Below are 23,406 nucleotides of genomic sequence, written 5' to 3'. Positions count from 1 at the left end.
AGTGAGCGTCCACGAGAGGTGAAAATATGACAAAAAGACTTCTAGTATTAGAAGATGGCACAGTTTTTGAAGGCAAGGCCTTCGGAGCAGATATTGATGTAACAGGCGAAATCGTCTTTAATACAGGGATGACCGGCTATCAAGAATCCATTACAGACCAGTCTTATAATGGACAAATCTTGACCTTTACTTATCCTTTGGTGGGAAATTATGGAATTAACCGTGATGATTACGAATCCATTATTCCAACTTGTAAGGGAGTCGTTGTTTTCGAAGAAGCACGTAGAGCTAGTAACTGGCGCAACCAAATGACCTTGGATGAATTTTTGAAAGCAAAGAAAATTCCTGGTATTTCAGGGATTGATACGCGTGCCCTTACCAAGATTATCCGTAAGCATGGTACCATGCGAGCAACCTTGACCCATGTTGGGGACAGCATGGACCATGTGACGGACCAGCTGCAAGCAACAGTCTTGCCGACAGACAATATCAAACAGGTTTCCACTAAAACTTCCTATCCAGCTCCAGGAGTTGGTTTGAGTGTGGTGCTAGTGGACTTTGGTCTTAAGCACTCAATCCTACGTGAACTTTCTAAGCGTAACTGTAACGTGACGGTTGTTCCGTATTCAACAACTGCGGAAGAAATTCTCCATCTCAATCCTGACGGAGTTATGTTGTCAAATGGTCCAGGTAACCCAGAAGATGTTCCACAGGCACTAGATATGATTCGTGGTGTGCAAGGAAAAATTCCAATCTTTGGTATTTGTATGGGGCATCAACTCTTTGCTATGGCAAACGGGGCTAAGACTTACAAGATGAAGTTTGGTCACCGTGGATTCAACCATGCGGTACGTGAAATTGCTACAGGACGTGTGGATTTTACAAGTCAAAACCATGGTTATGCAGTTAGCCGTGAGGATTTGCCAGAACACTTGATTATCACCCACGAAGAAATCAATGACAAGTCAGTTGAAGGTGTGCGTCACAGATACCAACCTGCTTTCTCTGTCCAATACCATCCAGATGCAGCCCCTGGTCCACACGACGCTAGCTACCTATTTGATGAGTTTATCGAGATGATGGAAGCTTTTAAACAATCAAACTAAGAACGAGTAAAAGCTCGTCGGAGAATTTATTTAACTGAACACGGACGGAAAGCTCGGAATTTAGAGAAACCAACTTGGATTGTCAATCCTTCCTTGGTTTCCTAAAATTCAATCGCTTTCTATTCGTCCTTTGTATCTTATTTAATGGCAACCTGAGAGTTGCCGAATAGAAAGACAGGTCGTTTCTTTTAGTCGCTATCAGGCGAACTAAAAACTCCCTGCACTAGATTTTTTATCGAAAAATATCGTTTCTCTAGAAAATCGTCGGAGAATTTATTTAATGTCGCTCTGTGAGGCGACGAATAGAAAGGAGAAGATACATTGTTCGCGGAAGTGAACACGCCCTAAGAACTATGTGAAAAAGATAAACATCGTCTTGACGCTAAAGGCGTCTGCACCGAGTTTCCTATTTTCACGGTGTTCTTTACGGGCTTTGTATCATAAACTATGCCTAAACGTACTGATATTCAAAAAATTATGGTGATTGGTTCTGGTCCGATTATTATTGGTCAGGCTGCTGAGTTTGACTACGCTGGGACCCAGGCTTGCTTGTCGTTGAAAGAGGAAGGTTATGAGGTTGTCTTGGTTAACTCAAACCCTGCCACCATCATGACGGACAAGGAGATTGCGGACAAGGTTTATATCGAACCGATTACACTTGAGTTTGTGACACGTATTCTTCGCAAGGAACGTCCAGATGCCTTGCTTCCAACTCTTGGTGGGCAAACAGGACTCAACATGGCCATGGAATTGTCTAAAAACGGTATTCTTGATGAGCTCGGTGTCGAACTTCTGGGAACTAAATTATCTGCCATTGACCAAGCTGAGGATCGTGACCTCTTTAAACAATTGATGGAAGAATTGAACCAACCAATTCCAGAGTCTGAAATTGTCAACACAGTAGAAGAAGCAGTTACCTTTGCAGCGACAATTGGCTATCCAGTCATTGTCCGTCCAGCCTTTACCCTAGGAGGTACTGGTGGTGGTATGTGTGCCAACGAGGAAGAATTGCGTGAAATTGCTGAAAATGGGTTGAAATTGTCACCTGTTACCCAATGTTTGATTGAGCGTTCAATCGCAGGTTTCAAGGAAATCGAATACGAAGTCATGCGTGACTCAGCTGACAATGCTTTGGTTGTTTGTAACATGGAAAACTTTGACCCAGTTGGGATTCATACAGGGGATTCCATTGTATTTGCCCCTGCTCAAACCATGTCAGACTATGAAAACCAAATGCTACGTGACGCGAGCTTGAGCATCATTCGTGCCCTCAAGATTGAAGGTGGATGTAATGTTCAGCTGGCACTTGATCCTCACAGCTTTAAGTATTATGTTATCGAAGTAAACCCTCGTGTATCACGTTCTTCAGCCCTTGCTTCAAAGGCAACAGGTTATCCAATTGCCAAATTAGCTGCTAAGATTGCAGTAGGTTTGACTTTGGATGAGGTGATCAACCCAGTTACAGGTTCAACCTATGCCATGTTTGAGCCTGCCCTTGACTACGTTGTTGCCAAGATTCCACGTTTCCCATTTGACAAGTTTGAAAAGGGTGAGCGCCGTCTTGGTACTCAGATGAAGGCCACTGGAGAAGTCATGGCAATCGGTCGTAACATCGAGGAATCTCTCCTTAAAGCTTGTCGCTCCCTTGAAATTGGGGTGCACCACAATGAAATGCCTGAACTTGCATCAGTTTCTGATGATGCCTTGATTGAAAAAGTAGTCAAAGCCCAAGATGATCGTCTCTTCTATGTATCAGAAGCCATTCGTCGCGGCTACACACCAGAAGAAATTGCAGAGCTTACAAAAATCGATATCTTTTATCTCGATAAACTCCTACATATCTTTGAAATTGAGCAGGAGTTGGGTGCCCATCCACAAGATTTAGACGTTTTGAAAAATGCCAAACTCAATGGCTTCTCAGACCGTAAGATTGCTGAACTTTGGGAAACGACTGCAGACCAAGTTCGTCAGCTTCGTTTGGAAAACAAGATTGTCCCAGTCTACAAGATGGTCGATACTTGTGCGGCAGAGTTTGACTCTGAAACACCATATTTCTATTCAACCTATGGATGGGAAAATGAGTCTATCAAGTCTGATAAGGAATCCGTCCTTGTCCTAGGTTCTGGCCCAATCCGTATCGGTCAAGGGGTCGAGTTTGACTATGCAACGGTTCACTCAGTTAAAGCTATCCAGGCAGCTGGTTATGAAGCTATCATCATGAACTCAAATCCAGAGACTGTTTCAACGGACTTTTCTGTATCTGACAAGCTTTACTTTGAGCCATTGACTTTCGAAGATGTTATGAATGTTATTGACCTAGAGCAACCAAAAGGAGTTATTGTTCAGTTTGGTGGTCAAACAGCTATCAACCTTGCGGAGCCATTGGCAAAAGCGGGTGTGACCATCCTTGGCACACAGGTTGCTGACCTAGACCGTGCCGAAGACCGTGACCTCTTTGAGCAAGCTCTGAAAGACTTGGATATTCTACAGCCACCAGGACAAACAGCAACCAATGAAGAAGAAGCAGTGCTTGCAGCTCGCAAGATTGGTTTCCCAGTCCTCGTTCGTCCTTCTTATGTTTTGGGTGGACGTGCCATGGAAATCGTAGAAAACGAGGAAGACCTTCGTTCTTACATGCGAACTGCTGTTAAGGCTAGTCCAGACCACCCAGTTCTTGTAGACTCCTACATCGTTGGGCAAGAGTGCGAAGTTGATGCCATCTCAGATGGAGAAAATGTTCTCATCCCTGGTATCATGGAGCATATCGAACGTGCTGGTGTCCACTCAGGTGACTCAATGGCCGTTTATCCTCCACAAACCTTGTCTCAAAAGGTGCAGGAAACCATCGCAGACTATACTAAACGATTAGCAATCGGCCTTAACTGTCTTGGAATGATGAACATCCAGTTTGTTATCAAGGATGAAAAAGTCTACGTTATTGAGGTCAATCCACGTGCTAGCCGTACGGTTCCATTCCTTTCTAAGGTAACCAATATCCCTATGGCTCAAGTAGCGACCAAGCTCATTCTTGGTCAAAATCTTGAAGAACTTGGTTACCAAGATGGACTTTATCCTGAAAGCACTCGTGTTCATATCAAGGCACCTGTTTTCTCCTTTACGAAACTAGCTAAGGTAGACAGCTTGCTCGGTCCTGAAATGAAGTCAACAGGGGAAGTTATGGGTTCTGATACTACTCTTGAAAAAGCTCTCTATAAGGCTTTTGAAGCTTCCTACCTACACTTGCCAACTTTTGGGAATGTTGTATTCACCATCGCTGATGATGCCAAAGATGAAGCCTTGGACTTGGCTCGTCGTTTCCAAAATATTGGCTACGGTATCCTCGCGACAGAAGGGACAGCAGCTTTCTTTGCCAGTCATGGACTTCAAGCTCAACCTGTTGGTAAGATTGGTGATGATGAACAGGATATCCCAAGCTTTGTTCGCAAAGGAAGAATCCAAGCTATCATTAACACAGTAGGAACCAAACGAACTGCTGACGAAGATGGTGAGCAAATCCGCCGTTCAGCCATTGAGCATGGTGTGCCACTCTTTACAGCCCTAGATACAGCTAATGCCATGCTCAAGGTGCTAGAAAGCCGTAGTTTTGTTACAGAAGCGATCTAGTTTAGAAAGAATTTTCACAGTTCAAAAGCCAGTGTCAGAAAACGCTGACTTTTGAAATACTGGTGTTGCTTATTTCAACTATTATGCTTTCCTGAAGAATCATTCCAAAATGTGATGTAATAAGAATAAATTGGGCTCTTTGTCAACTGTAGTGGGTTGAAGAAAAGCTAAGCTCGAGAAAGGACAAAATTTGCCCTTTCTTTTTTGATGTTCAGAGCAATAAAAATCCTTTTTTTGAAGTTTTCAAAGTTTCGAAATCCAAAGGCATTGCGCTTGATAAGTTTGATGAGATTATTGGTCGCTTCTAATTTGGCGTTTGAATAGGGTAGTTGAAGGGCATTGACAATCTTCTCTTTATCTTTGAGGAATGTTTTAAAGACAGTCTGAAAAAGAGGATGAACCTGCTGCAGATTGTCTTCAATGAGTCCGAAAAATTTGTCAGGCTTCTTGTCCTGAAAGTGAAACAGCAAGAGTTGATAGAGATGGTAGTGGTGTTTCAAGTCTTCTGAATAGTTCAAAAGCTTGTCTAGAATCTCTTTATTGGTCAAGTGCATGCGAAAAGTAGGACGATAAAAACGTTTATCGCTAAGTTTACGACTATCCTGTTGGATGAGTTTCCAGTAGCGTTTGATAGCCTTGTATTCATGAGATTTTCGTTCAAACTGATTCATGATTTGGACACGCACACGACTCATAGCACGGCTTAGATGTTGTACAATATGGAAACGATCTAGAACGATTTTAGCACACGGAAAAAGTTTTCTAGCTAAGTCATAGTAGGGACTAAACATATCCATAGTAATGATTTTCACCTGACAACGAACGGCTCTATCGTATCGAAGAAAGTGATTTCGGATGACAGCTTGTGTTCGTTCCTCAAGAACAGTGATGATATTAAGATTATCAAAATCTTGCGCAATGAAACTCATCTTTCCCTTTGTAAAGGTATACTCGTCCCAGGACATAATCTGTGGAAGGCGAGAAAAATCATGCTTAAAGTGAAAGTCATTGAGCTTGCGAATAACAGTTGAAGTTGAAATGGACAGCTGATGAGCAATATCGGTCAAAGAAGTCTTTTCAATCAGCTTTTGAGCAATTTTTTGATTAATGATACGAGGGATTTGATGATTCTTCTTGACGAGGGAGGTCTCGGAGACCGCTATTTTCGAGCACTTATAGCAGTTAAAACGGCGTTTTTTAAGGAGAATTCTAGTAGGCATACCAGTTGTTTCGAGGTAAGGGATCTTAGACGGTTTTTGAAAGTCATATTTCTTCATTTGACTTCCACACTCAGGGCAAGATGGGGCGTCGTAGTCCAGTTTAGCGATGATTTCCTTGTGTGTATCTCTATTAATGACATCTATAATTTGGATATTAGGGTCTTTGATATCGAGTAGTTTTGTGATAAAATGTAATTGTTCCATATGAATCTTTCTAATGAGTTGTTTAGTCGCTTTTCATTATAGGTCATATGGAACTTTTTTTCTACAACAAAATAGGTTCCATAATATCCATAGGGGATTTACCCACTACAAATATTATAGAGCCATAAATTGGAAATAGAAAACTATTTTCAACATTTCTTTCAAAAACCATCAATAAAATAGGTAAAGACAAGATTAGGAAGTGAATATTCCTATGTCTTCTTACAAAAAGGTTTCTCTTTCTGAGATCAAGCAATCTATTGAAACTCCGAATAACAATCATTTTGGCAAAATCTAAAAGTATTTTTGGGGCCTGGAGCTCTTGTGGCAGTTGGTTATATGGATCCTGAAAACTGGATTACCAGTGTGGTTGGTGGTGCTTCCTACAAGTATAGTCTCTTATTCGCTATTTTGATTTCATCCATCATCGCCATGCAGCTACAACAGATGGCTGGAAAGCTCGGTATCGTGACTAGGATGGATCTAGCGCTGGCAACAGCTCATCATGCTCCCAAGTGGTTCTGCTATAGTCTATGGGTGATTTTAGAATTAGCTTTGATTGCGACAGACTTGGCAGAGGTTTTAGGTTCAGCAATTGCCTTAAATCTTTTATTTAAAATACCGATAAAGGTCGCTATCCTACTAACCGTTTTAGATGTATTTCTTATCTGGTGGTTTTATCTAATCCGAGTATGCAGGGGATCTTTGGTGATTATTTGCCGACTTCGACTTTATTTGAAAGTCCTCTGCCGGAAAATGAGAGTCAATTGACTTTGGCCTTAGGGATTGTAGGAGCGACAGTCAGGCCCATAATCTCTATCTTCATTCATTCTTATCCCAAACAAGGAAAATCAACCATAAGCGTAAAAAGGATGTTTGAAAATCTGTTCGTTTTATGACCTGGGACTCAAATCTTCAGTTGTCCCTAGCCTTTGTTGGCAATTCCTTACTTCTCATTTTAGGAGAATCGCTCTTTTTTTGCTCATGCGTCCGAATTTTCAGCTTTTTCCTAAATGTACAATGCTTTGCAGGATTCTACAATAGCAGGAGCGATAGCCAGCTCAACTCTGTTAACTTTATTTGCTCTAGCTCTCTTAGCAAGTGACCAAAATTCTACTATTACAGGTACTTTGACTGAAAAGATTGTTATGGAAGGTTTCTTGCATCTGAAATTACCTCAGTGGATTATCCGTATCGGGACACGTATTTTTGCCTTGCTTCCTGTGATCATAGTTGGACATCAAGAAAGAATCTTGAATCAGTTATTGGTCTATTCACAGATCTTTCTTTCAATCGCTCTTCCATTCTCAATTTTTCCCTTAATTTATCTGACTTCTAAGAAGTCAGTGATGGGAGAATTTACCAATGCCAAGTGGAACACAATCCTAGGCTACGTAGTTTCAATCATCTTGACCATTTTCAATATCAAGCTTCTTTTCGATATTTTTTAACCCCGTTTGAAATCAATTATAGTTTCAGCGTGATGGTTGACAAATAGAAAGTAGTAGTGATTGATTCATAAAAAGAAGAAAAAAAAGAACAGTAGGAACTGTTCTTTTTATCATTATTTGAGACCGTATTTTTTGTTGAAACGATCCACGCGTCCATCTGCTTGAGTGAACTTTTGACGTCCAGTGTAGAATGGGTGTGAGTCTGATGAAATTTCCACACGGATCAATGGGTAAGTTTCGCCTTCGAACTCAACTGTTTCGTTAGAGCGTTTTGTTGAACCGCTAAGGAATTGGTAACCAGTAGTTGTGTCCATGAAGACAACTGGGCGATATTCTGGATGGATATCTTTTTTCATTTTGCAATATTTCCTTTCTGCCATGGTCTCTTTGCGAGCCATAGATTGTTACCATACTAGTCTATCAGATTCTAAAAAGTTTGGCAAGTATTTTATCAGTTTTTAAGCAAGTTTTTTAACTTTTGGTAGATGATTTCGTTTTCTTCTAGGCTATAGGAATTTGCACCACTTGCTAGAGGGTGGCCTCCACCATCATGTTCCTTGGCGATTTCATTGATAGGATGGATTTTACTGCGTAAGCGAACACGGTAGTGGCCATCAGCCTGCTCCACAAAAATTCCCCAGAGACTGACGCTGTCAATCCGTCCAGGTGCTCCAACAATGGCTGCAGTTTCAGCATCGGTAACATTGAATTGTTTCAAGACTTCTTGACTCAGGATAACGCGCGCTGCACCATTTTCATCCACTTCCAGATGGTCGTAGATGTAGCCTTGAAGTTTAGCAATTTTGTAACTCATAGTGTCCATTTTGCGAGTGAGAGACGCAAAGTCAAAGTTATGTTCTCTCAGAGAGGCAGCCAGGCGGAGGGTCCGTGCAGTGGTAGAAGGATAGAGGAAGCGACCTGTATCACCAATAATTCCTGCAAAGAGCAACTCAGCAGAACAATCTGATAAGGCCAGTTGGGTTGTTTGGGCAAATAGGGTAATCATCTCGCTAGCGCTACTTGAACTAGTATCCACCCAAGACAGGTCACCGTATATATCATCATTTGGATGGTGGTCAATTTTAATGAGAAAGTCACCTTGGCTATAGCGCTTATCATCGATACGAGCAGTATTCGCCGTATCACAGACGATAACAAGTGCCCCTTGGTAGGCACTATCTTCAACAAGATCCATCTCAGCCATCCAAGTAAGAGTTGGTTCATCAAAACCAACTGCTTTGATGGTTTTTTCTGGGAAATGATATTCCAGCAAGGCTTTCAAGCCCACTTGACTTCCCAAGGCATCAGGGTCTGGTTTCATATGACGATGAATGATAATCGTGTCGTATTCTTTGATTTTTTCTAAAATTTGATGGCAAATGTCCATAAATAACCTCAATTCTTTCTCATTTCATTGTAGCACAAGAATTTTTATTTTTAAAATGAAAAAGATGTGATATAATGGAGAAAGATAAATTGAGGAGGACGATATGGCATTAGCAAAAATTGTATTTGCCAGTATGACCGGTAATACCGAAGAAATTGCAGATATTGTAGCAGACAAATTACGTGACTTGGGCTTGGATGTCGATGTTGATGATTGTACAACTGTTGACGCTTCAGACTTCTTGGAAGCAGACATCGCTATCGTTGCGACCTATACTTATGGTGATGGTGAATTGCCAGATGAGATGATGGACTTCTACGAAGACTTAGCAGATCTTAACTTGAATGGTAAAATCTACGGAGTGGTTGGTTCAGGTGACACCTTCTATGATGAATTCTGTAAGGCTGTTGATGACTTTGACCGTGTCTTTGTGTCAACAGGAGCAGAAAAAGGTTCAGAGTGTGTTAAAGTTGATCTTTCTGCCGAGGAAGAAGACATTGAACGCTTAGAACAATTCGCAGAAGAATTGGCTGCTAAAGTAGGATAAGAATAAAAGTGCGCTGATACAATCAATCAGTGCATTTTTCTTATCGTGAGTTGGGATTTTACTAGCCTATTTGATGGCTTTTTGATACAATAATTCAAATAAAGGAGGAGACTGTATGGATTTAGATATTATTCGCCAAGAAATTGATCAAATCGACGACCAAATTGTCAAACTGTTAGAAGAACGAATGCATTTGGTTGAGGGTGTAGTTGCCTATAAGAAGGCTTCAGGGAAACCGATTTTAGATACTAAGAGAGAAGAAGTTATTTTTGAAAAGATTAGAAGTCGTGTAGAGGACAAGCGCTATCAGGAGACTATTGTCGCAACATTTACGGACATACTCAAACGTTCGCGTGATTACCAGGATCAAAACATCAAATGAAAAAAGAACAATTTTATCCGCTAGGGATTTTTCTAGCTGCTATGTTAGGCGGACTTGTCCGCTACCTAGTTTCCACTTGGTTACCAGCCAGTCCTGACTTTCCTTGGGGAACCCTTCTTGTCAACTATCTGGGCATTTTCTGCTTGGTTTATCTTGTCAAGGGTTATCTGGTCTATAAGGGAACCAGTAAAGGCGTTGTTTTAGCACTGGGGACGGGCTTTTGTGGGGGGCTGACAACTTTTTCCAGTCTAATGCTTGATGCTGTAAAACTGCTTGATACAGGGCGTTATCTTAGTTTAGTCCTGTATTTGCTTTTGAGCATCGGTGGAGGTCTGCTTTTAGCTTACTATTTAGGGAGGAAGAAATGGTAATGGTCTATCTTGCAATTGCCTGTGGTCTTGGAGCGCTCGTACGGTATTTCTTTTCCCGCTATAATCAAACTTCTAAATTGCCCCTCGGAACGCTCATAGCCAATCTTCTAGGTTGTTTTTTAATTGGATTATTCTACAATCATGTGGAGTCTAAGGAAGTCTATGCTATTTTAGCAACAGGATTTTGTGGCGGTTTAACGACTTTCTCTACATTGAATGATGAACTCCAAAGGTTGCTGAGTGATAGGAAAGTCTTTTATTCTTACCTAGCTTTGACCTACCTAGGTGGTTTGGTTGCGATTTTTTTAGGAATTCTGCTATAAATTTCTTTACTTTTTTGTGGAAATTTGGTAAACTGTATCTTGTGTGTAATGGACGCACAAAAATACAGTTTATCCGCTGAGGAAGATTCCTCAAGATTGACAAAGATAGGAGAATAAAATGAATCCATTAATCCAAAGCTTGACTGAAGGTCAACTTCGTACAGATATCCCATCATTCCGTCCTGGTGACACTGTTCGTGTACACGCGAAAGTTGTCGAAGGTAACCGTGAACGTATCCAGATTTTTGAAGGTGTTGTTATTGCACGTAAAGGTGCTGGCATCTCTGAAAACTACACAGTTCGTAAAATCTCTAACGGTGTAGGTGTTGAGCGTATCTTCCCAATCCACACTCCACGTGTTGAAAAAATCGAAGTTGTTCGTTACGGTAAAGTACGTCGTGCGAAATTGTACTACTTGCGTGCTCTTCAAGGTAAAGCAGCTCGTATCAAAGAAATCCGTCGTTAATTCGACTAAAAAACTCTGCTTTTTCAGCAGAGTTTTTATCTAGCTCCCTTAGTTCAATGGATATAACAACTCCCTCCTAAGGAGTAGTTGCAGGTTCGATTCCTGCAGGGGGCATTTTTAGTAATGTAAAGAAAGACAAAGAAAATTCAAAATGTTTATTTAAAGGCAATTATCACAATTTAGTTTTTTAAAATAGTATAGTATATTTTGTTTTTTTGACCAAATTTTGAGCAAAAGTTATATTTTGATCAATGAGTACAGATAAAGTGGATCAGCAAAGTAACTTTGACATCTATTAGTTAAAAAATAAGGACTTCCTTTGTTAGAATGTCCTTATTTTTATTATGGAATTGGACAAATGAGGTTAAGGTTCAGCTCTATGAACTTAGAAAGCAAGTACAAACCTTTAAATAGCTTTCAAAAAGATTGGGTGTGGATTTTTCGGGCTAAGGTATGTGATAAAATGAATTGATTGTTATGAAATAGAGAGCCTAAAAAATGGGGAAAATCGTTATTGTTCCCCTGAATTTGATATGTTGTACAAGACTATTTCTGGTCTGTTAAATATATCAATAACAAAATCTAAACATGATAGTCTAATATCTAATCCATTTCAAGTGAATAAGTTTATCAATCGTTTGAGTAAGAAAATCTCAAAAGAAGAAGGGCTAGGTTTTCAAAAATAACCTATCTAGTCATTGCTTATATATAATTTGTATCTTTTGGTTTATTAATTTGTATTTAAAATTTAATCATGTTACAATTGAAATTGGAATCGAATAGAAAAGGAAAATGCAAACGTGGGCACATTATTAGCAACAAGATTAAAAAATAGACGAAAAGAATTAAAAATGTCTCAGCGAGAATTGGCTGAGGGGATATGTAAACAGGGACAGATTAGTCGATTAGAGAATGGAGAATTTACTCCAGGAGCAGACTTTTTATATGCTCTGTCTAAGAAGTTAAAAGTTAGTATGGATTATTTTTTTAATGAGCAAATTGAAGAGGAGATTGACGAGCTATCAGAGTTTAAGAAGTTAGCTCAGACATTTATCACAAATCGAAATTATGAGTCTTTGAAATATATATATGAACTAGAGAGTGTAAAAGTACATCGCTTGTCTCTAGTAGATAAGTTTTATATGGAGTGGATAAAATCTCTTATAGATTTTTATTTCTATGGGCAAAAAGAGGAGGCTGTGGCAAGATTGGAGAAGGTACTGTCTCAGTTAAGTGTAACTGACTTGACCTACCTTCAAGTTTCAAATACTCTATTTAATTTTTATTATGATATTGAAGATTTAGAGAGTTTTAATGAAATTCGAGAAAAGTTAGAGTATCAAGTAAATCAACTCAATTTAAAAACAATCGAAGAATTAAACCTTTCTATTAAATTTAATTATAATGTTTGTCGCTATCTATGGCTGCAGAATAATACTGAAGAAGCCATTACTAAAATCACAGATACGATAAAGCAATGTAAGACGTATAGAACAACGTATCTTTTGGCTGATTTGTATTTATTGATGGGAAATGTCAGTAAGAATTTTTCTTCTAAAGTTGCAGTAAAAGAGTACTTTGAAACGGCTTATTTTCTATATAAGCTTGAGGGAAATATGTCAATGGCTCTTAAAATCGAGCATTACATTGCAGATATAACAGAATAGTAAAGACGATGTTCAATTAAGCATCGTTTTTTTAATCTAAAAAGATACAAATATGTATTTAACAAAAATAAATAAAAAAATGTCATCAAAATTCTTGACAGTATTATATTGAAGTGCTAAAATGAGTGCAAGAAAATATTAGGCTTTTTGTCCATAAAACATCTACAGAAACTTACTATAGACTGAGTGAATTTAAAGAGACTTCAGCCTTTGAAGAATTGAGAGGTAAACTTAATGAATGAATTAGAAGTTAGATTTGAACTAAACAATGAGAGAGATTATAATAATGCTATTTCATATTTAGAAAAATCTTATAAATTTAAGAGTGAAAATAAGCAAGTCGATGAATATTTTAAAACAAAAGGAAGAGAATTTGAAAATGATGAGGTAGGTAGCTTTATCTACAGAATTCGTCAAGAAGATGATAATAGAGCAAGTATTTTCACAAGAAAAGATACGATAAAACAAGGAATGTGGAGTGAAAGTGAAATAGAGTTGGAATCTGAAAAATTAGAATTTGTAAGGAATATCTTGCAAGATGGATTTTCAAATATTTTCACAATAAGTAAACATAGAAAGACTTATCATGATGCATTAGAAAATAAAACGATTAATCTAGATAAGATTGATAGTCTTGGATTTTATCTTGAGATAGAGATTTTAGGAGATTTTTCAAAAGAAGATTATCATAATTTTTATGAGAAAATGTGCGGAGAGTTCTCGTTTTTAAATTCAAAAATAGAAACAAAGGGCTATGTCCAATTAATGAGAGAAAAAAATGGACGTAATTGAAATTATCAAATAGTCTTGTAGGGATTGTTTACTCAATTGCTGAATTTGGAAGTTTGATAGCAGTAACCTTTCTTTCTACTTTTTGAATAAGAAGGATGCCTTAATTAATCCTATGGTGGTTAAAGATTAACTATCCTTGTGTCATTGATTAATATATTTGTAATAGTGCTCTTGGTACTGTGCCTTTATATTATATTCTCCTAGAATTTCAAATACCTGAAGTGCTTGTTTCATCTTTTCGATTCCGTTCGCAGGATTGCACTTAAATTCAAAGTATCCACATGTATATAAGAAGACGGTTTGTTCATAATAGTTTAATTCATTATTTAGTAATTTTTTTATTTCTTTGATTAGAAAACTACAATTTTGAAATTCTTCTTTATCAATACTAACAATTAGGCAATTGATTGCCAATTGTGTAACAAGCCGTTTATTTGTCTTATTTAATGTTGAATAGATATAATTTTTTAACATTTCTATAGTTAATAGGAAGTAGGAGTTATATTTAATTGTTCTTACACAGTTACCTAATAGGATAATTTCATAGTAACCCCAGTTTTCAACTTTAAAAAGATAATCTGTTAGCTGTAATAACTCCTCGTCCGAGGGGAGAAATTTTTTATTTGTTGTATAGAGAATCGATTTTACCATTGTCTTTTCATAAGGACCCAAGTTATAACTTGAAGAGTTTGATAGTAATTCAATAATACTATCAAAATTTTTTGTGGTGTAGTGTTTTCGAATATATTGCACCAAGTTAGCGAATGATCCAGTTCTAGTAGAATTATTGTCGTGAAGAATAATAAATTCATCCAAAGATATATGTAATTTATCTAAAATATTGATTAGTCGAATACAAGAGATTTCTGATTCTCCCCGTTCAAATCTAGAGATTTGAGATTTAGATAAATTACTATCAGCAATTGAACATAAACTGATTTGCTTTCCTTTTCGAATTTTTCTGAGTGTTATACCAAGTTTTGATTTCATATTTCCCATTTTCCCAACAAAATTTCAAAGGTTTTTTATTTATTATACAATAAATAAAAAATAAAGGGAGGTTCAGTATGAAAAAACTTTTAAAATTTACATGAATATTGTTATTGATTATGGATATTATCATTATAGTCGGAGGTTGAGTCTTACCTGTACAGGTAAGTGTTTAGTTATAACTTAACACTTATTTTGGATTATTACGAAATAGATGGTACTTGTTATCTTGATTTTAGAGTATCTGGCGAGGATGTATATTTCATTGAGTTAGTAAATATGTATGGTTTAAGTGAAAATAGTGCGGTACCAACTCTTGCAAAGAGGTTTGGAATAAGTCTTACCGATTTAATAAAAAGTGATATTCATCGTGGTTTAACTAGAAAGAAGGGACATTTTGGATATTAACAAGAAAACGTTTTATACAATAACTTTTGGTGAATTTATATCAAATATTGGAGATAGATTTCAGAAAATTGCTTTTCCAATCTTAATTTACCAAGAATTTCATTCGTCTTTTGCAATGGGAGGAATGGTGATTATTGAATTGCTACCTCAATTCTTCTTGGGATTTGTTATGGGTTACTTATTAGATAATTTCAATAAGAAAAAAATACTATTATGGTCTACATTAATGCCGGCATTATTATGTAGTGTAATACCGATATTATCTAAATATTCAGTTTCTATATTTTTTTACTATGTTATTGCATTTTTGATACCTTTATTTTCGACACTTTTTCAAACAGGATTCTCAGTCATTACTCCTGCCTTATTTGAGAAGGAAGAATTGCAAAAATATAATTCTCAGTTTCAAGGTGTCCGAACTATTTCAAAATTAATTTCTCCAGCTATAGCAGGGATACTAATGTTAAAGTTTAATATTAATAGCATTTTTTTTATTAATAGTGCTTCTTTCTTGTTATTATTTCTTTCAATACTAATTTCATATATTCCAGATCAAGAACACAAGGAGAATGGTAATGATGATATAAAAGAAATTTTTGTAGGTTTTAAAGAGAACTTTACAAATATTAAGTTGAGGATTTCTTTACTATTTACTATTGTTGTGAATATCGCTATGCTAGGCTTCAATGCAACGATTATTTATTATTTACAGGATCAATTAAAATTATCAAATAGTCTTGTTGGGATTGTTTACTCAATTGCTGGATTTGGAAGTTTGATAGCAGTAACCTTTCTTTCTACTTTTTTGAATAAGAAGGATGCTTTTATATTGATGAATATATCAATGGCAACCATCCCACTTGTCATTATGGCGAGTGGAATAGTAGAAAATTGGATATTTTTTGGAATTTGTTATTCAATTTTGAGCGGATTAATTACAATAGCTTCTGTTTCGATTACAACAATACAGCAGCAAGAAAGTACTGTGTATAATATTGGAAAGATACTTTCTAGTTCTTTTGTAATAGCTACCATTTTTGCACCTTTTGGAGGAATACTGGCTGCTTATTTTAATTGGCTTTTAAATCCGAGATTAAGTCTAGTTATTTTGGGATTACTAAGTAGTTTATTGGTTATTCTTATAAAGAGTTATGAAAAAAAGCTAACTAAGAAAAGAACTGCAATATTTATAAAGGAAGATTAGTGGATTAATTATCATTAGAAAAAATAATATTAATTCGTAGTAAAATAAAAAATTGAAAAGGGTTTTACATAATGTACTACCTAATTCATATTTAATAATTATTGAGGGGATAGAACTAGAAACCAAAAATACTGAATTTTAAACTGCCCCCAAAAGTAAGATTTTTCTGTCTAACTTTTGGGGGCAGTACATTATCTCTAACTTCTGGAGTACTTTTTCTATATTCAAATTATTTTACAGTACCCATGTACGGATGGCATGGGCAACGCCAGATTCATCATTAGGTTTAGTGATGTATTTGGCGATTTTTTTGATTTCTGGATTTCCATTTTCCATGACAACGGGGTTACCAACGACTTCCAGCATGGCACGGTCGTTTTCTTCGTCACCGATAGCCATGGTTTCATCTTTGGTCAATCCGAGTTTTTCAGCTAGATGAGTGATGGCTGAACCTTTGTCCACATTCTTTTTAAGGAGTTCGAGGTAGAAAGGAGCGGATTTGTTGATAGAGTAACGCTCATAAAATTCTGCTGGGATTTTTTCAATGGCAGCATCAAGAATCTTAGGCTCATCGATGAACATACACTTGACGATTTCCTTGTCAGCCATTTCTTCAGGTGTGCGGTAGAAGATGGGCATGCTGACGAGGGTTGATTCGTGCACAGTGTATTTTCCGATATTGCGATTGGCTGTGTAGATGCCGTCCTTGGTAATAGCGTGCATGTGGACACCGAGCTTACGACTGAGAAATTCCATATCCAGATAATCCTCATAAGTCAAGGATTCGCTGATAATCTCATGTCCTGTAGCAGTTTCTTGGACAAGGGCACCGTTGAAGGTCACAACATAGTCACCCTCGTCTCTCAACTGCAAGTCATCCAGAAGTTTGGCAACACCTGCGATAGGGCGGCCAGTTGCAATCACGACTTTGACACCGGCTTGTTTGGCATCCTGGATGGCAGAAAAGACTTCAGGAGTAATCTCCTTTTGGCTATTGACTAGGGTTCCGTCTATATCAACGGCAATTAGTTTAATACTCATAAATTTCCTCTTCTAGTTTTTATTTGGGGTAAAATGATCGTTCTCAATCAAGTGTAAAAATTGCTGGGTAATGCTTGCAAAGATGCTGTTTTGATCCAACATTTCTTTTGGGAAATAGAAACGATTATCTCCGTGGCGGCTGCCAGCAAGGGATTGGACAATAGGAGACAGGCTAGAGAGTTCGGCTAGTTCTCCATTTTTTTGTAAAATCTCAATCTGTGTTCGTGGATTTTCAGATTCGGGACGATAGATATCATAAGGGAGGTCGAAGTTCTTATGAATAGCAGTGTAGTAGTCCGGATCAAAGCCGATATCCTCAACTAATTTTCTCATGCTGGCGAGTTGGTCTTGATCCTCTTGTGAAAAGGTAATGGATTTAAAGACCTTGCGGTTGACAAAACGTTGCGACAAGTCTGCGAGAATCTTATCAGGACTGGTCATCCAGAGTTGGAAATAGGTATTCATGACACCATCATCTAGAGCCAGATAGTCAGATAAGGTCACATTTTTTTCAAAGAAAGGCAGGAGATGTGGAGAAGTTCGGGCAAAGAAGTCCTTGTCTTCAGGATAGAGTTCCTTGGCGCGCTTTAGAAGATTCTGTAGGAGAACTTCCATGGCGCGTGTTGCAGGGTGGAAATAAACCTGCATGTACATCTGGTAGCGACTGAGGACGTAGTCTTCGATGGCGTGCATGCCATTGCGCTGAAAGGCGATACCATTTGCGACAGGACGAATGACTCGGAGGATCCGAGTTAGGTCAAATTCTCCATAGGATGCTCCTGTAAAATAGGAGTCGCGCAAGAGATAGTCCATGCGGTCCGCATCAATCTGACTAGAAATGAGTTGCACAACCTGCTTGTTAGGATAGGTATGATCAATCACACTGGCAACCTTTTCTGGAAAATCTGGCGCCACTTGTAGCAGGACTTGATGAATCTCCGTTTCAGGACTTTGGATAATCTCCTGAGTAATAGCTTCGTGGTCTGTATCAAAGAGATTTTCAAAAGTATGGGAGTAGGCACCATGTCCAAGGTCATGTAGGAGAGCAGCGGTCATGGTCAAGAGAGACTCGGCAGGATTCCATTCTTCAGGATATTTTTCTTCAAAAATCTCTGTGATGCGTCGTGCAATCTCATAGACTCCAAGACAGTGAGAGAAGCGGCTGTGCTCCCCACCGTGGAAGGTATAACTGGAAGTTCCCAGTTGCTTAATACGGCGCAAACGCTGAAATTCTTTTGTATTAATCAAGTCATAGATGATTTGATTATTGACATGGATGTAGTTGTGAACTGGGTCACGGAATACTTTTTCGTTCATATGACCATTATAGCAAAAAGCTAGAGTTTTTGGTAAAATAGTAGGACAAGAGACAAGAAAGAGGACTTGATGTGAAGATTCGGATGCGAAATACGATTCAGTTTGATGAGCAGTTGGAAGTTATTGACCAGCTTTATGACGTGGAAGTGCATGAAAAAGGAGATTATAGCTACCTGCTTTTCTATAATGAGGAAAAGGAAAAAGTGGTTATTAAATTTCATGGTCAAGAACTTGTGATGAGCCGATTTTCCAATCCCAAGACCATTATGCGCTTTCTAAAGGATAGCGATAGTTTAGCCTATATTCCGACACCTATGGGTATGCAGGAGTTTATCATCCAAACGAGCCATTATCAAGTTGATGGGCAAAAGATTGAGCTAGATTATCAACTACAAAATCAAGAGGGACACCTCTTTGCCAGCTATCAATTGGAAATTACTTGGGGCTAGGTATGACTGGGGGCTAGGTTATAGTAACGAAGCTAGTAATATGCGTGAAATCAGGTTTTTCTTGCACTTTTTGAGCATCTGGGACCTTTATATTTTGCAGATTAAGGTTACAATAACCATTCCATAGCCCATTATTTATTAAAGCTAAGTATAGTTTCCATCTCCCCTCATACTCGTTCCAAATGAGTAAGGAGGAGTTGAGAACTAGTAATTTTGATTATGATTCAAGCTACGATTATTATCTCTGGCCAGAGAATCAGGTGTTAATTGATTGTAGAATGAGTTATCGAAAGTATAATATCAATCTACAAGTATGGGGAACTCGTGCTATATTATCCTTTTATATTCAAGATCTAAAAATTGATAAAAGGGACAATGAATATCCCTTTTTATTTTTATCGAAGTCAGAGTTTTAGATAGGATAGATTGGTAAATAATGAAGAAAATATTTTGGAAAAAATAGACACCAAAAACGATATTTGTCTTCCGTATAGTGCTAACGTTATCCACGTTGGTTTTTCTTCTTGTTTTCGTGAGTCTTTAAAAAGTAATCTATCTCCTTTTGAGAACTAAGGATGACAACTTTATCTGGATAGGTTTCTTGAACCCACTTGTAGCGTTCCTTAGCGGATTTGCTCCGTCCATCCCAGAGAATCCATCGAATAAACTCCCAATTAAATTGTTCTTGACAACCAGCTGCCATACTTTCCCTGACCTTGCCTCGGTATGTGAGGTAACGTTTAAAGGCTCGAAAGAGACAGGTCAATGGGGAAAAGTTGAGAAAGATGATTTGGTCAGCTTCCTGCATTCTTTCCTCATAAAAACACCAAGAATAATTCCCATCAATAACCCAGGCTTCATGCTTGGTGAGAAAGTTATTCATCTCGGTCAACATCCATTCGCGGTCACTGTCTTGCCAACCAGGTTGAAATTGGAGTGTGTCCATGTGAAGTTTTGGGATGGAGTAGTAGTGAGACAACTTTTTTGCTAGAGTTGACTTACCTGCACCAGAATATCCGATAATTGCAATTTTCATTTTCTACCTTTTCCTATTTGAGGACAAAAAAACAGCCTCTATGGACTGTTTCTTATTTAGCAAGTTTAGCTGAAAGACGAGCTTTGTCGCGGCTTGCTTTGTTTTTGTGAATCAAACCTTTAGTTTCTGCTTTATCGATAGCTGAGCTAGCAGCACGGAAAAGTTCTTCAGATGGGTTTGCTTCGAAAGCTTTGATAGCAGTACGCATAGCTGATTTTTGAGCTGAGTTCTTTTCGTTTTGTTTAACGTTCAATTCAGCGCGTTTGATAGCTGATTTAATGTTTGCCAATGTTCTTACCTCCATATTTACTAACTATACCATTATATCTGAAAACTTACGTTTTGACAAGGGAAAATTAATTTTTTAAGTAAATTTCATCGATTTCATGGTTCTTTGTTTTATGAAGAATCACTTCCGCACGATTTCTGGTCGGTTCAATATAATTTTGTAGATTTGTGAGATTGATACTGGTCCAGACCTGATGGGCAAAGGATTCTACTTCCCCAATCGGCATTTGAGTAAAACGATAATAGTAGCTATTAGGATCGTTTTGGGCTAGGCTCAGCATTTTCAAGAAACGGTCCAGATACCAACTCTCGATGTCATCGACTGCAGCATCAACATAGATGGAAAAGTCAAAGAAGTCAGTAATGTAGAGACGCTCGTTTTGTGGATTTTGAAAAACGTTAATTCCTTCAACAATCACAAAATCAGCAGCTTTGACACTTTGTTTCTCTTCGGGTACGATGTCGTAGACTTCATGAGAATAGACAGGAATATCTACATCTTGTCCATTTTTGATGCGGTCCAAGAAGTTGAGAAGAGCTTCCATATCATAACTTTCAGGAAATCCCTTGCGATTTAAAATCCCTTGCTCAATCAAGGTCTGGTTGGGATAGAGAAAGCCATCAGTTGTTACCAACTCAACCCTAGCATCTGTAAGTGTACGGGACAGTAGGATTTGAAGTAGGCGACTGGTTGTGGATTTTCCAACGGCAACACTCCCAGAAACCCCAATGATAAAAGGCTGGGCTTTACTTTCACGTTGAAGGAAAATTCCTTTTGAAAAGGCCAAATCATCCTTGGTACGTTTGTAAATCTGGATGAGATGGGCTAGGGGTAGATAGACATCGGTAACATCCTGTAAGCTAATCTGGTCATTAAAACTCTTGATGGATTCTAATTCCTCTTCTGTCAAAGGAGGTGTTGTCTTTCGATGTAAAGATTGCCAAGTCTGGCGACTGATTTTTTCAAAATGTAACAATTCGTTGGTCATTTGTTTTCCCCTAGATATTTTGTTTATCATACCATAAAAAGCTAAAAAAATAAAGCGGTTTCTTGATGATAGTAAGCCAATATCGTATAATAGAGGTAGATAGAGGCTGAACAATTTATTGATGAAGTAGGAGCTACTTTCTCCTGAGTTATAAGCTAATAAAGGGGGCTTTGGTATTCACAACTTATAGGAGGTGTACTATGAGAATCTTAAAACGTTACATATGAACTGCACCCCAAAAGTTAGACAGAAAAAATCTAACTTTTGGGGTGTTTTTATTATGAAATTAACTTATGATGATAAAGTTCAGATCTATGAACTTAGAAAACAAGGATATAGCTTAGAGAAGCTTTCAAATAAATTTGGGATAAATAATTCTAATATTAGGTACATGATTAAATTGATTGATTGTTACGGAATAGAGTTCGTCAAAAAAGGAAAAAATCGTTACTATTCTCCTGATTTAAAACAAGAAATGATTCATAAAGTCTTACATTAAGGCTGGACTAAAGATAGAGTTTCTCTTGAATATGGCCTCCCAAGTCGTACGATACTTCTTAATTGGCTAGCACAATACAAGAAAAACGGGTATACTATTGTTGAGAAAACAAGAGGGAGAGTACCTAAAATGGGACGTAAGCCAAAAAAGAGACCTGAAGAGAGGACAGAATTAGAACGTCTTCAAGCAGAAAATGAGTACCTGAGAGAGCGGAGAATGCAATCCTAAAAAAGTTGAGAGAACTCCGATTGAAGGAGGAAAAAGAGAAAGAAGAAAGACAGAAATTGTTCAAGAATTAATGACTGAGTTTTCGTTAGATATTCTTCTAAAAGCCATTAAACTAGCTCGTTCGACCTACTACTATCACTTGAAACAGCTAGAGAAACCAGATAAGGACCAAGAGCTTAAAGCTGAAATTCAATCCATTTTTATCGAACACAAGGGAAATTATGGTTATCGTCGGATTCATTTAGAACTAAGAAATCGTGGTTATCTGGTAAATCATAAAAGAGTTCAACGCTTGATGAAAGTACTCAATTTACAAGCTAAAATGCGACAGAAACGAAAATATTCTTCTCATAAAGGAGACGTTGGTAAGAAGGCAGAGAATCTCATTCAACGTCAATTTGAAGGCTCTAAAACAATGGAAAAGTGCTACACAGATGTGACAGAATTTGCCATTCCAGCAAGTACTCAAAAGCTTTACTTATCACCAGTTTTAGATGGCTTTAATAGCGAAATTATCGCCTATAATCTTTCAACTTCACCCAACTTAGAACAAGTAAAAACAATGTTGGAACAGGCCTTCACAGAGAAACACTACGAGAATACGATTCTCCATAGTGACCAAGGTTGGCAATATCAACACGATTCTTATCATCAGTTTCTAGAGGATAAGGGAATTCAAGCATCCATGTCACGTAAGGGGAACAGTCCAGACAATGGTATGATGGAGTCCTTCTTTGGGATTCTGAAATCGGAAATGTTTTACGGTTATGAGAAGTCATTTCAGTCGCTTAAGCAATTGGAACAAGCCATTGTAGACTATATTGATTACTACAACAATAAACGAATTAAGGTAAAACTAAAAGGACTTAGCCCTGTACAATACAGAACTAAATCCTTCGGATAAATTAATTGTCTAACTTTTTGGGGTCAGTACAATATGGAACTCTGTTTTATTTTAAGTTTCGCCTTACCTTTTATAAAAGGAGCCAATGCGGATAATGGTAGACGTTTTGTGGAAACCTATTACGGTTTTACTTTTTTGATGGAACATGCCATTGTAACAGCTGTCTTTATCTGTTCACTCTTGATTGCTTGGCTACTAAAAAAAACGATGGGCGAAAAGGCTTGCTGCTGGAAGTTATCTATTTTTGATTTTGTGGATTGCTACAGAAGGGTATCTCTTCCGCATGTCGCTAGAAGATTTGATACGACTTTGGACAAGTTTGGAATTCCTGACAAAAACTTATCAGTTGGGCTTTTATCTAAACATCTTATTGGGAATCCTGTTGATAATTAAGTATCTGAAGGTTAAGCAATAGTAAATGAAAATGCGTCTGATTATAGATGACAAATTTATTGTTTTATCCTGACTATGATATTTATGGTTCTAAATGGTTTATCATTTATCTATAAGTGT

Annotated in this window: 20 protein-coding genes, 1 tRNA gene and 3 pseudogenes; 15 read left to right on the top strand and 9 right to left on the bottom strand. The window is 37.7% G+C overall.

What is annotated here, in order from left to right; genetic code table 11:
• Window positions 1-26: 26 nt before the first annotated feature.
• Window positions 27-1,106: a carbamoyl phosphate synthase small subunit gene (locus ACLV7W_RS06815; protein ID WP_000166853.1), complete on the top strand. Its 1,080-nt coding sequence runs from the start codon at window positions 27-29 to the stop codon at window positions 1,104-1,106.
• A gap of 447 nt (window positions 1,107-1,553) precedes the next feature.
• Entirely contained in the window at window positions 1,554-4,730 is a 3,177-nt protein-coding gene (carB, locus tag ACLV7W_RS06810) for a carbamoyl-phosphate synthase large subunit (RefSeq protein ID WP_411865677.1), read from the top strand.
• Window positions 4,731-4,897: 167 nt separating this feature from the next.
• On the opposite strand, the gene ACLV7W_RS06805 is transcribed toward carB, so the two are convergent.
• Window positions 4,898-6,154 (bottom strand): ISL3 family transposase, encoded by a 1,257-nt coding sequence (locus tag ACLV7W_RS06805; protein ID WP_411865676.1) that lies wholly within the window; start codon window positions 6,152-6,154, stop codon window positions 4,898-4,900.
• A 214-nt stretch (window positions 6,155-6,368) separates the two neighbouring features.
• Between ACLV7W_RS06805 and ACLV7W_RS06800 the strand changes: the two are divergent.
• Window positions 6,369-7,605 (top strand): annotated as a pseudogene (locus ACLV7W_RS06800) (Nramp family divalent metal transporter).
• Window positions 7,606-7,718: 113 nt separating this feature from the next.
• On the opposite strand, the gene ACLV7W_RS06795 reads toward ACLV7W_RS06800, so the two are convergent.
• Entirely contained in the window at window positions 7,719-7,961 is a 243-nt protein-coding gene (locus tag ACLV7W_RS06795; protein ID WP_000710764.1) for a type B 50S ribosomal protein L31, read from the bottom strand.
• 95 nt (window positions 7,962-8,056) lie between these two features.
• Window positions 8,057-8,992: a DHH family phosphoesterase gene (locus ACLV7W_RS06790; protein ID WP_045611855.1), complete on the bottom strand. Its 936-nt coding sequence runs from the start codon at window positions 8,990-8,992 to the stop codon at window positions 8,057-8,059.
• 103 nt (window positions 8,993-9,095) lie between these two features.
• Between ACLV7W_RS06790 and ACLV7W_RS06785 the strand changes: the two genes are divergently transcribed.
• From ACLV7W_RS06785 to ACLV7W_RS06750, 8 genes are all read left to right on the top strand, one after another.
• A complete protein-coding gene (locus ACLV7W_RS06785; RefSeq protein WP_411865675.1) occupies window positions 9,096-9,539 on the top strand; it encodes a flavodoxin in 444 nt (147 codons plus the stop codon).
• Window positions 9,540-9,654: 115 nt separating this feature from the next.
• Entirely contained in the window at window positions 9,655-9,921 is a 267-nt protein-coding gene (locus tag ACLV7W_RS06780; RefSeq protein ID WP_045611854.1) for a chorismate mutase, read from the top strand.
• Window positions 9,918-10,292 (top strand): fluoride efflux transporter CrcB, encoded by a 375-nt coding sequence (gene crcB, locus ACLV7W_RS06775; protein WP_045611853.1) that lies wholly within the window; start codon window positions 9,918-9,920, stop codon window positions 10,290-10,292. Before ACLV7W_RS06780 ends, crcB (ACLV7W_RS06775) begins: the two co-directional genes overlap by 4 nt.
• Window positions 10,286-10,615 carry a fluoride efflux transporter CrcB gene (gene crcB, locus ACLV7W_RS06770; protein WP_045611852.1) on the top strand — a complete coding sequence of 110 codons (330 nt, stop codon included), beginning with the start codon at window positions 10,286-10,288 and terminating at the stop codon, window positions 10,613-10,615. The genes crcB (ACLV7W_RS06775) and crcB (ACLV7W_RS06770) overlap by 7 nt, the downstream gene beginning before the upstream one ends.
• Before the next feature lie 118 nt (window positions 10,616-10,733).
• Window positions 10,734-11,081: a 50S ribosomal protein L19 gene (rplS, locus tag ACLV7W_RS06765; protein WP_001068669.1), complete on the top strand. Its 348-nt coding sequence runs from the start codon at window positions 10,734-10,736 to the stop codon at window positions 11,079-11,081.
• 42 nt (window positions 11,082-11,123) lie between these two features.
• Window positions 11,124-11,195, top strand: a tRNA-Arg gene (locus ACLV7W_RS06760).
• A gap of 686 nt (window positions 11,196-11,881) precedes the next feature.
• Window positions 11,882-12,748: a helix-turn-helix domain-containing protein gene (locus ACLV7W_RS06755; RefSeq protein WP_265476072.1), complete on the top strand. Its 867-nt coding sequence runs from the start codon at window positions 11,882-11,884 to the stop codon at window positions 12,746-12,748.
• Window positions 12,749-12,982: 234 nt separating this feature from the next.
• Window positions 12,983-13,540: a CYTH domain-containing protein gene (locus ACLV7W_RS06750; protein WP_411865674.1), complete on the top strand. Its 558-nt coding sequence runs from the start codon at window positions 12,983-12,985 to the stop codon at window positions 13,538-13,540.
• Between the two features lie 141 nt (window positions 13,541-13,681).
• Here the strand turns inward: ACLV7W_RS06750 and ACLV7W_RS06745 are convergent, their stop codons facing one another.
• On the bottom strand, window positions 13,682-14,530 hold the full coding sequence (locus tag ACLV7W_RS06745; RefSeq protein ID WP_411865673.1) for a helix-turn-helix domain-containing protein: 849 nt from the start codon (window positions 14,528-14,530) through the stop codon (window positions 13,682-13,684).
• Between the two features lie 397 nt (window positions 14,531-14,927).
• Between ACLV7W_RS06745 and ACLV7W_RS06740 the strand changes: the two genes are divergently transcribed.
• Window positions 14,928-16,142: an MFS transporter gene (locus ACLV7W_RS06740; RefSeq protein ID WP_411865672.1), complete on the top strand. Its 1,215-nt coding sequence runs from the start codon at window positions 14,928-14,930 to the stop codon at window positions 16,140-16,142.
• A 234-nt stretch (window positions 16,143-16,376) separates the two neighbouring features.
• Here ACLV7W_RS06740 and yidA read toward each other — a convergent pair whose 3' ends face one another.
• Window positions 16,377-17,183 (bottom strand): sugar-phosphatase, encoded by an 807-nt coding sequence (gene yidA / locus ACLV7W_RS06735; RefSeq protein WP_153210107.1) that lies wholly within the window; start codon window positions 17,181-17,183, stop codon window positions 16,377-16,379.
• A 12-nt stretch (window positions 17,184-17,195) separates the two neighbouring features.
• Complete coding sequence (locus ACLV7W_RS06730; protein ID WP_001003508.1) at window positions 17,196-18,500, bottom strand: HD domain-containing protein; 1,305 nt, start codon at window positions 18,498-18,500, stop codon at window positions 17,196-17,198.
• A gap of 71 nt (window positions 18,501-18,571) precedes the next feature.
• On the opposite strand from ACLV7W_RS06730, the gene ACLV7W_RS06725 reads away from it, so the two are divergent.
• The gene (locus ACLV7W_RS06725) at window positions 18,572-18,949 is read left to right on the top strand and encodes a DUF1934 domain-containing protein (protein WP_224218245.1); all 378 of its coding nucleotides are present in this window, start codon (window positions 18,572-18,574) and stop codon (window positions 18,947-18,949) included.
• A 502-nt stretch (window positions 18,950-19,451) separates the two neighbouring features.
• On the opposite strand, the gene ACLV7W_RS06720 is transcribed toward ACLV7W_RS06725, so the two are convergent.
• The 3 genes from ACLV7W_RS06720 to coaA form a co-directional block, all read right to left on the bottom strand.
• Window positions 19,452-19,985 (bottom strand): DNA topology modulation protein, encoded by a 534-nt coding sequence (locus tag ACLV7W_RS06720; protein ID WP_153210109.1) that lies wholly within the window; start codon window positions 19,983-19,985, stop codon window positions 19,452-19,454.
• Window positions 19,986-20,037: 52 nt separating this feature from the next.
• Window positions 20,038-20,274 carry a 30S ribosomal protein S20 gene (gene rpsT / locus ACLV7W_RS06715; RefSeq protein ID WP_001274000.1) on the bottom strand — a complete coding sequence of 79 codons (237 nt, stop codon included), beginning with the start codon at window positions 20,272-20,274 and terminating at the stop codon, window positions 20,038-20,040.
• A gap of 67 nt (window positions 20,275-20,341) precedes the next feature.
• The gene (coaA, locus tag ACLV7W_RS06710; protein ID WP_153210110.1) at window positions 20,342-21,262 is read right to left on the bottom strand and encodes a type I pantothenate kinase; all 921 of its coding nucleotides are present in this window, start codon (window positions 21,260-21,262) and stop codon (window positions 20,342-20,344) included.
• A gap of 280 nt (window positions 21,263-21,542) precedes the next feature.
• On the opposite strand from coaA, the pseudogene ACLV7W_RS06705 reads away from it, so the two are divergent.
• Both ACLV7W_RS06705 and ACLV7W_RS06700 read left to right on the top strand, forming a co-directional pair.
• Window positions 21,543-22,893: pseudogene (locus tag ACLV7W_RS06705) on the top strand (IS3 family transposase).
• A gap of 33 nt (window positions 22,894-22,926) precedes the next feature.
• Window positions 22,927-23,308: pseudogene (locus ACLV7W_RS06700) on the top strand (hypothetical protein).
• Window positions 23,309-23,406: the final 98 nt, after the last annotated feature.

Origin of the sequence: Streptococcus mitis (assembly GCF_965111735.1) — a bacterium.
GTDB classification, from domain to species: Bacteria; Bacillota; Bacilli; order Lactobacillales; family Streptococcaceae; genus Streptococcus; species Streptococcus mitis_DR.
Note: the sequence above shows the minus strand (reverse complement) of the source record. Positions and strands in the feature narration are given on the sequence as shown.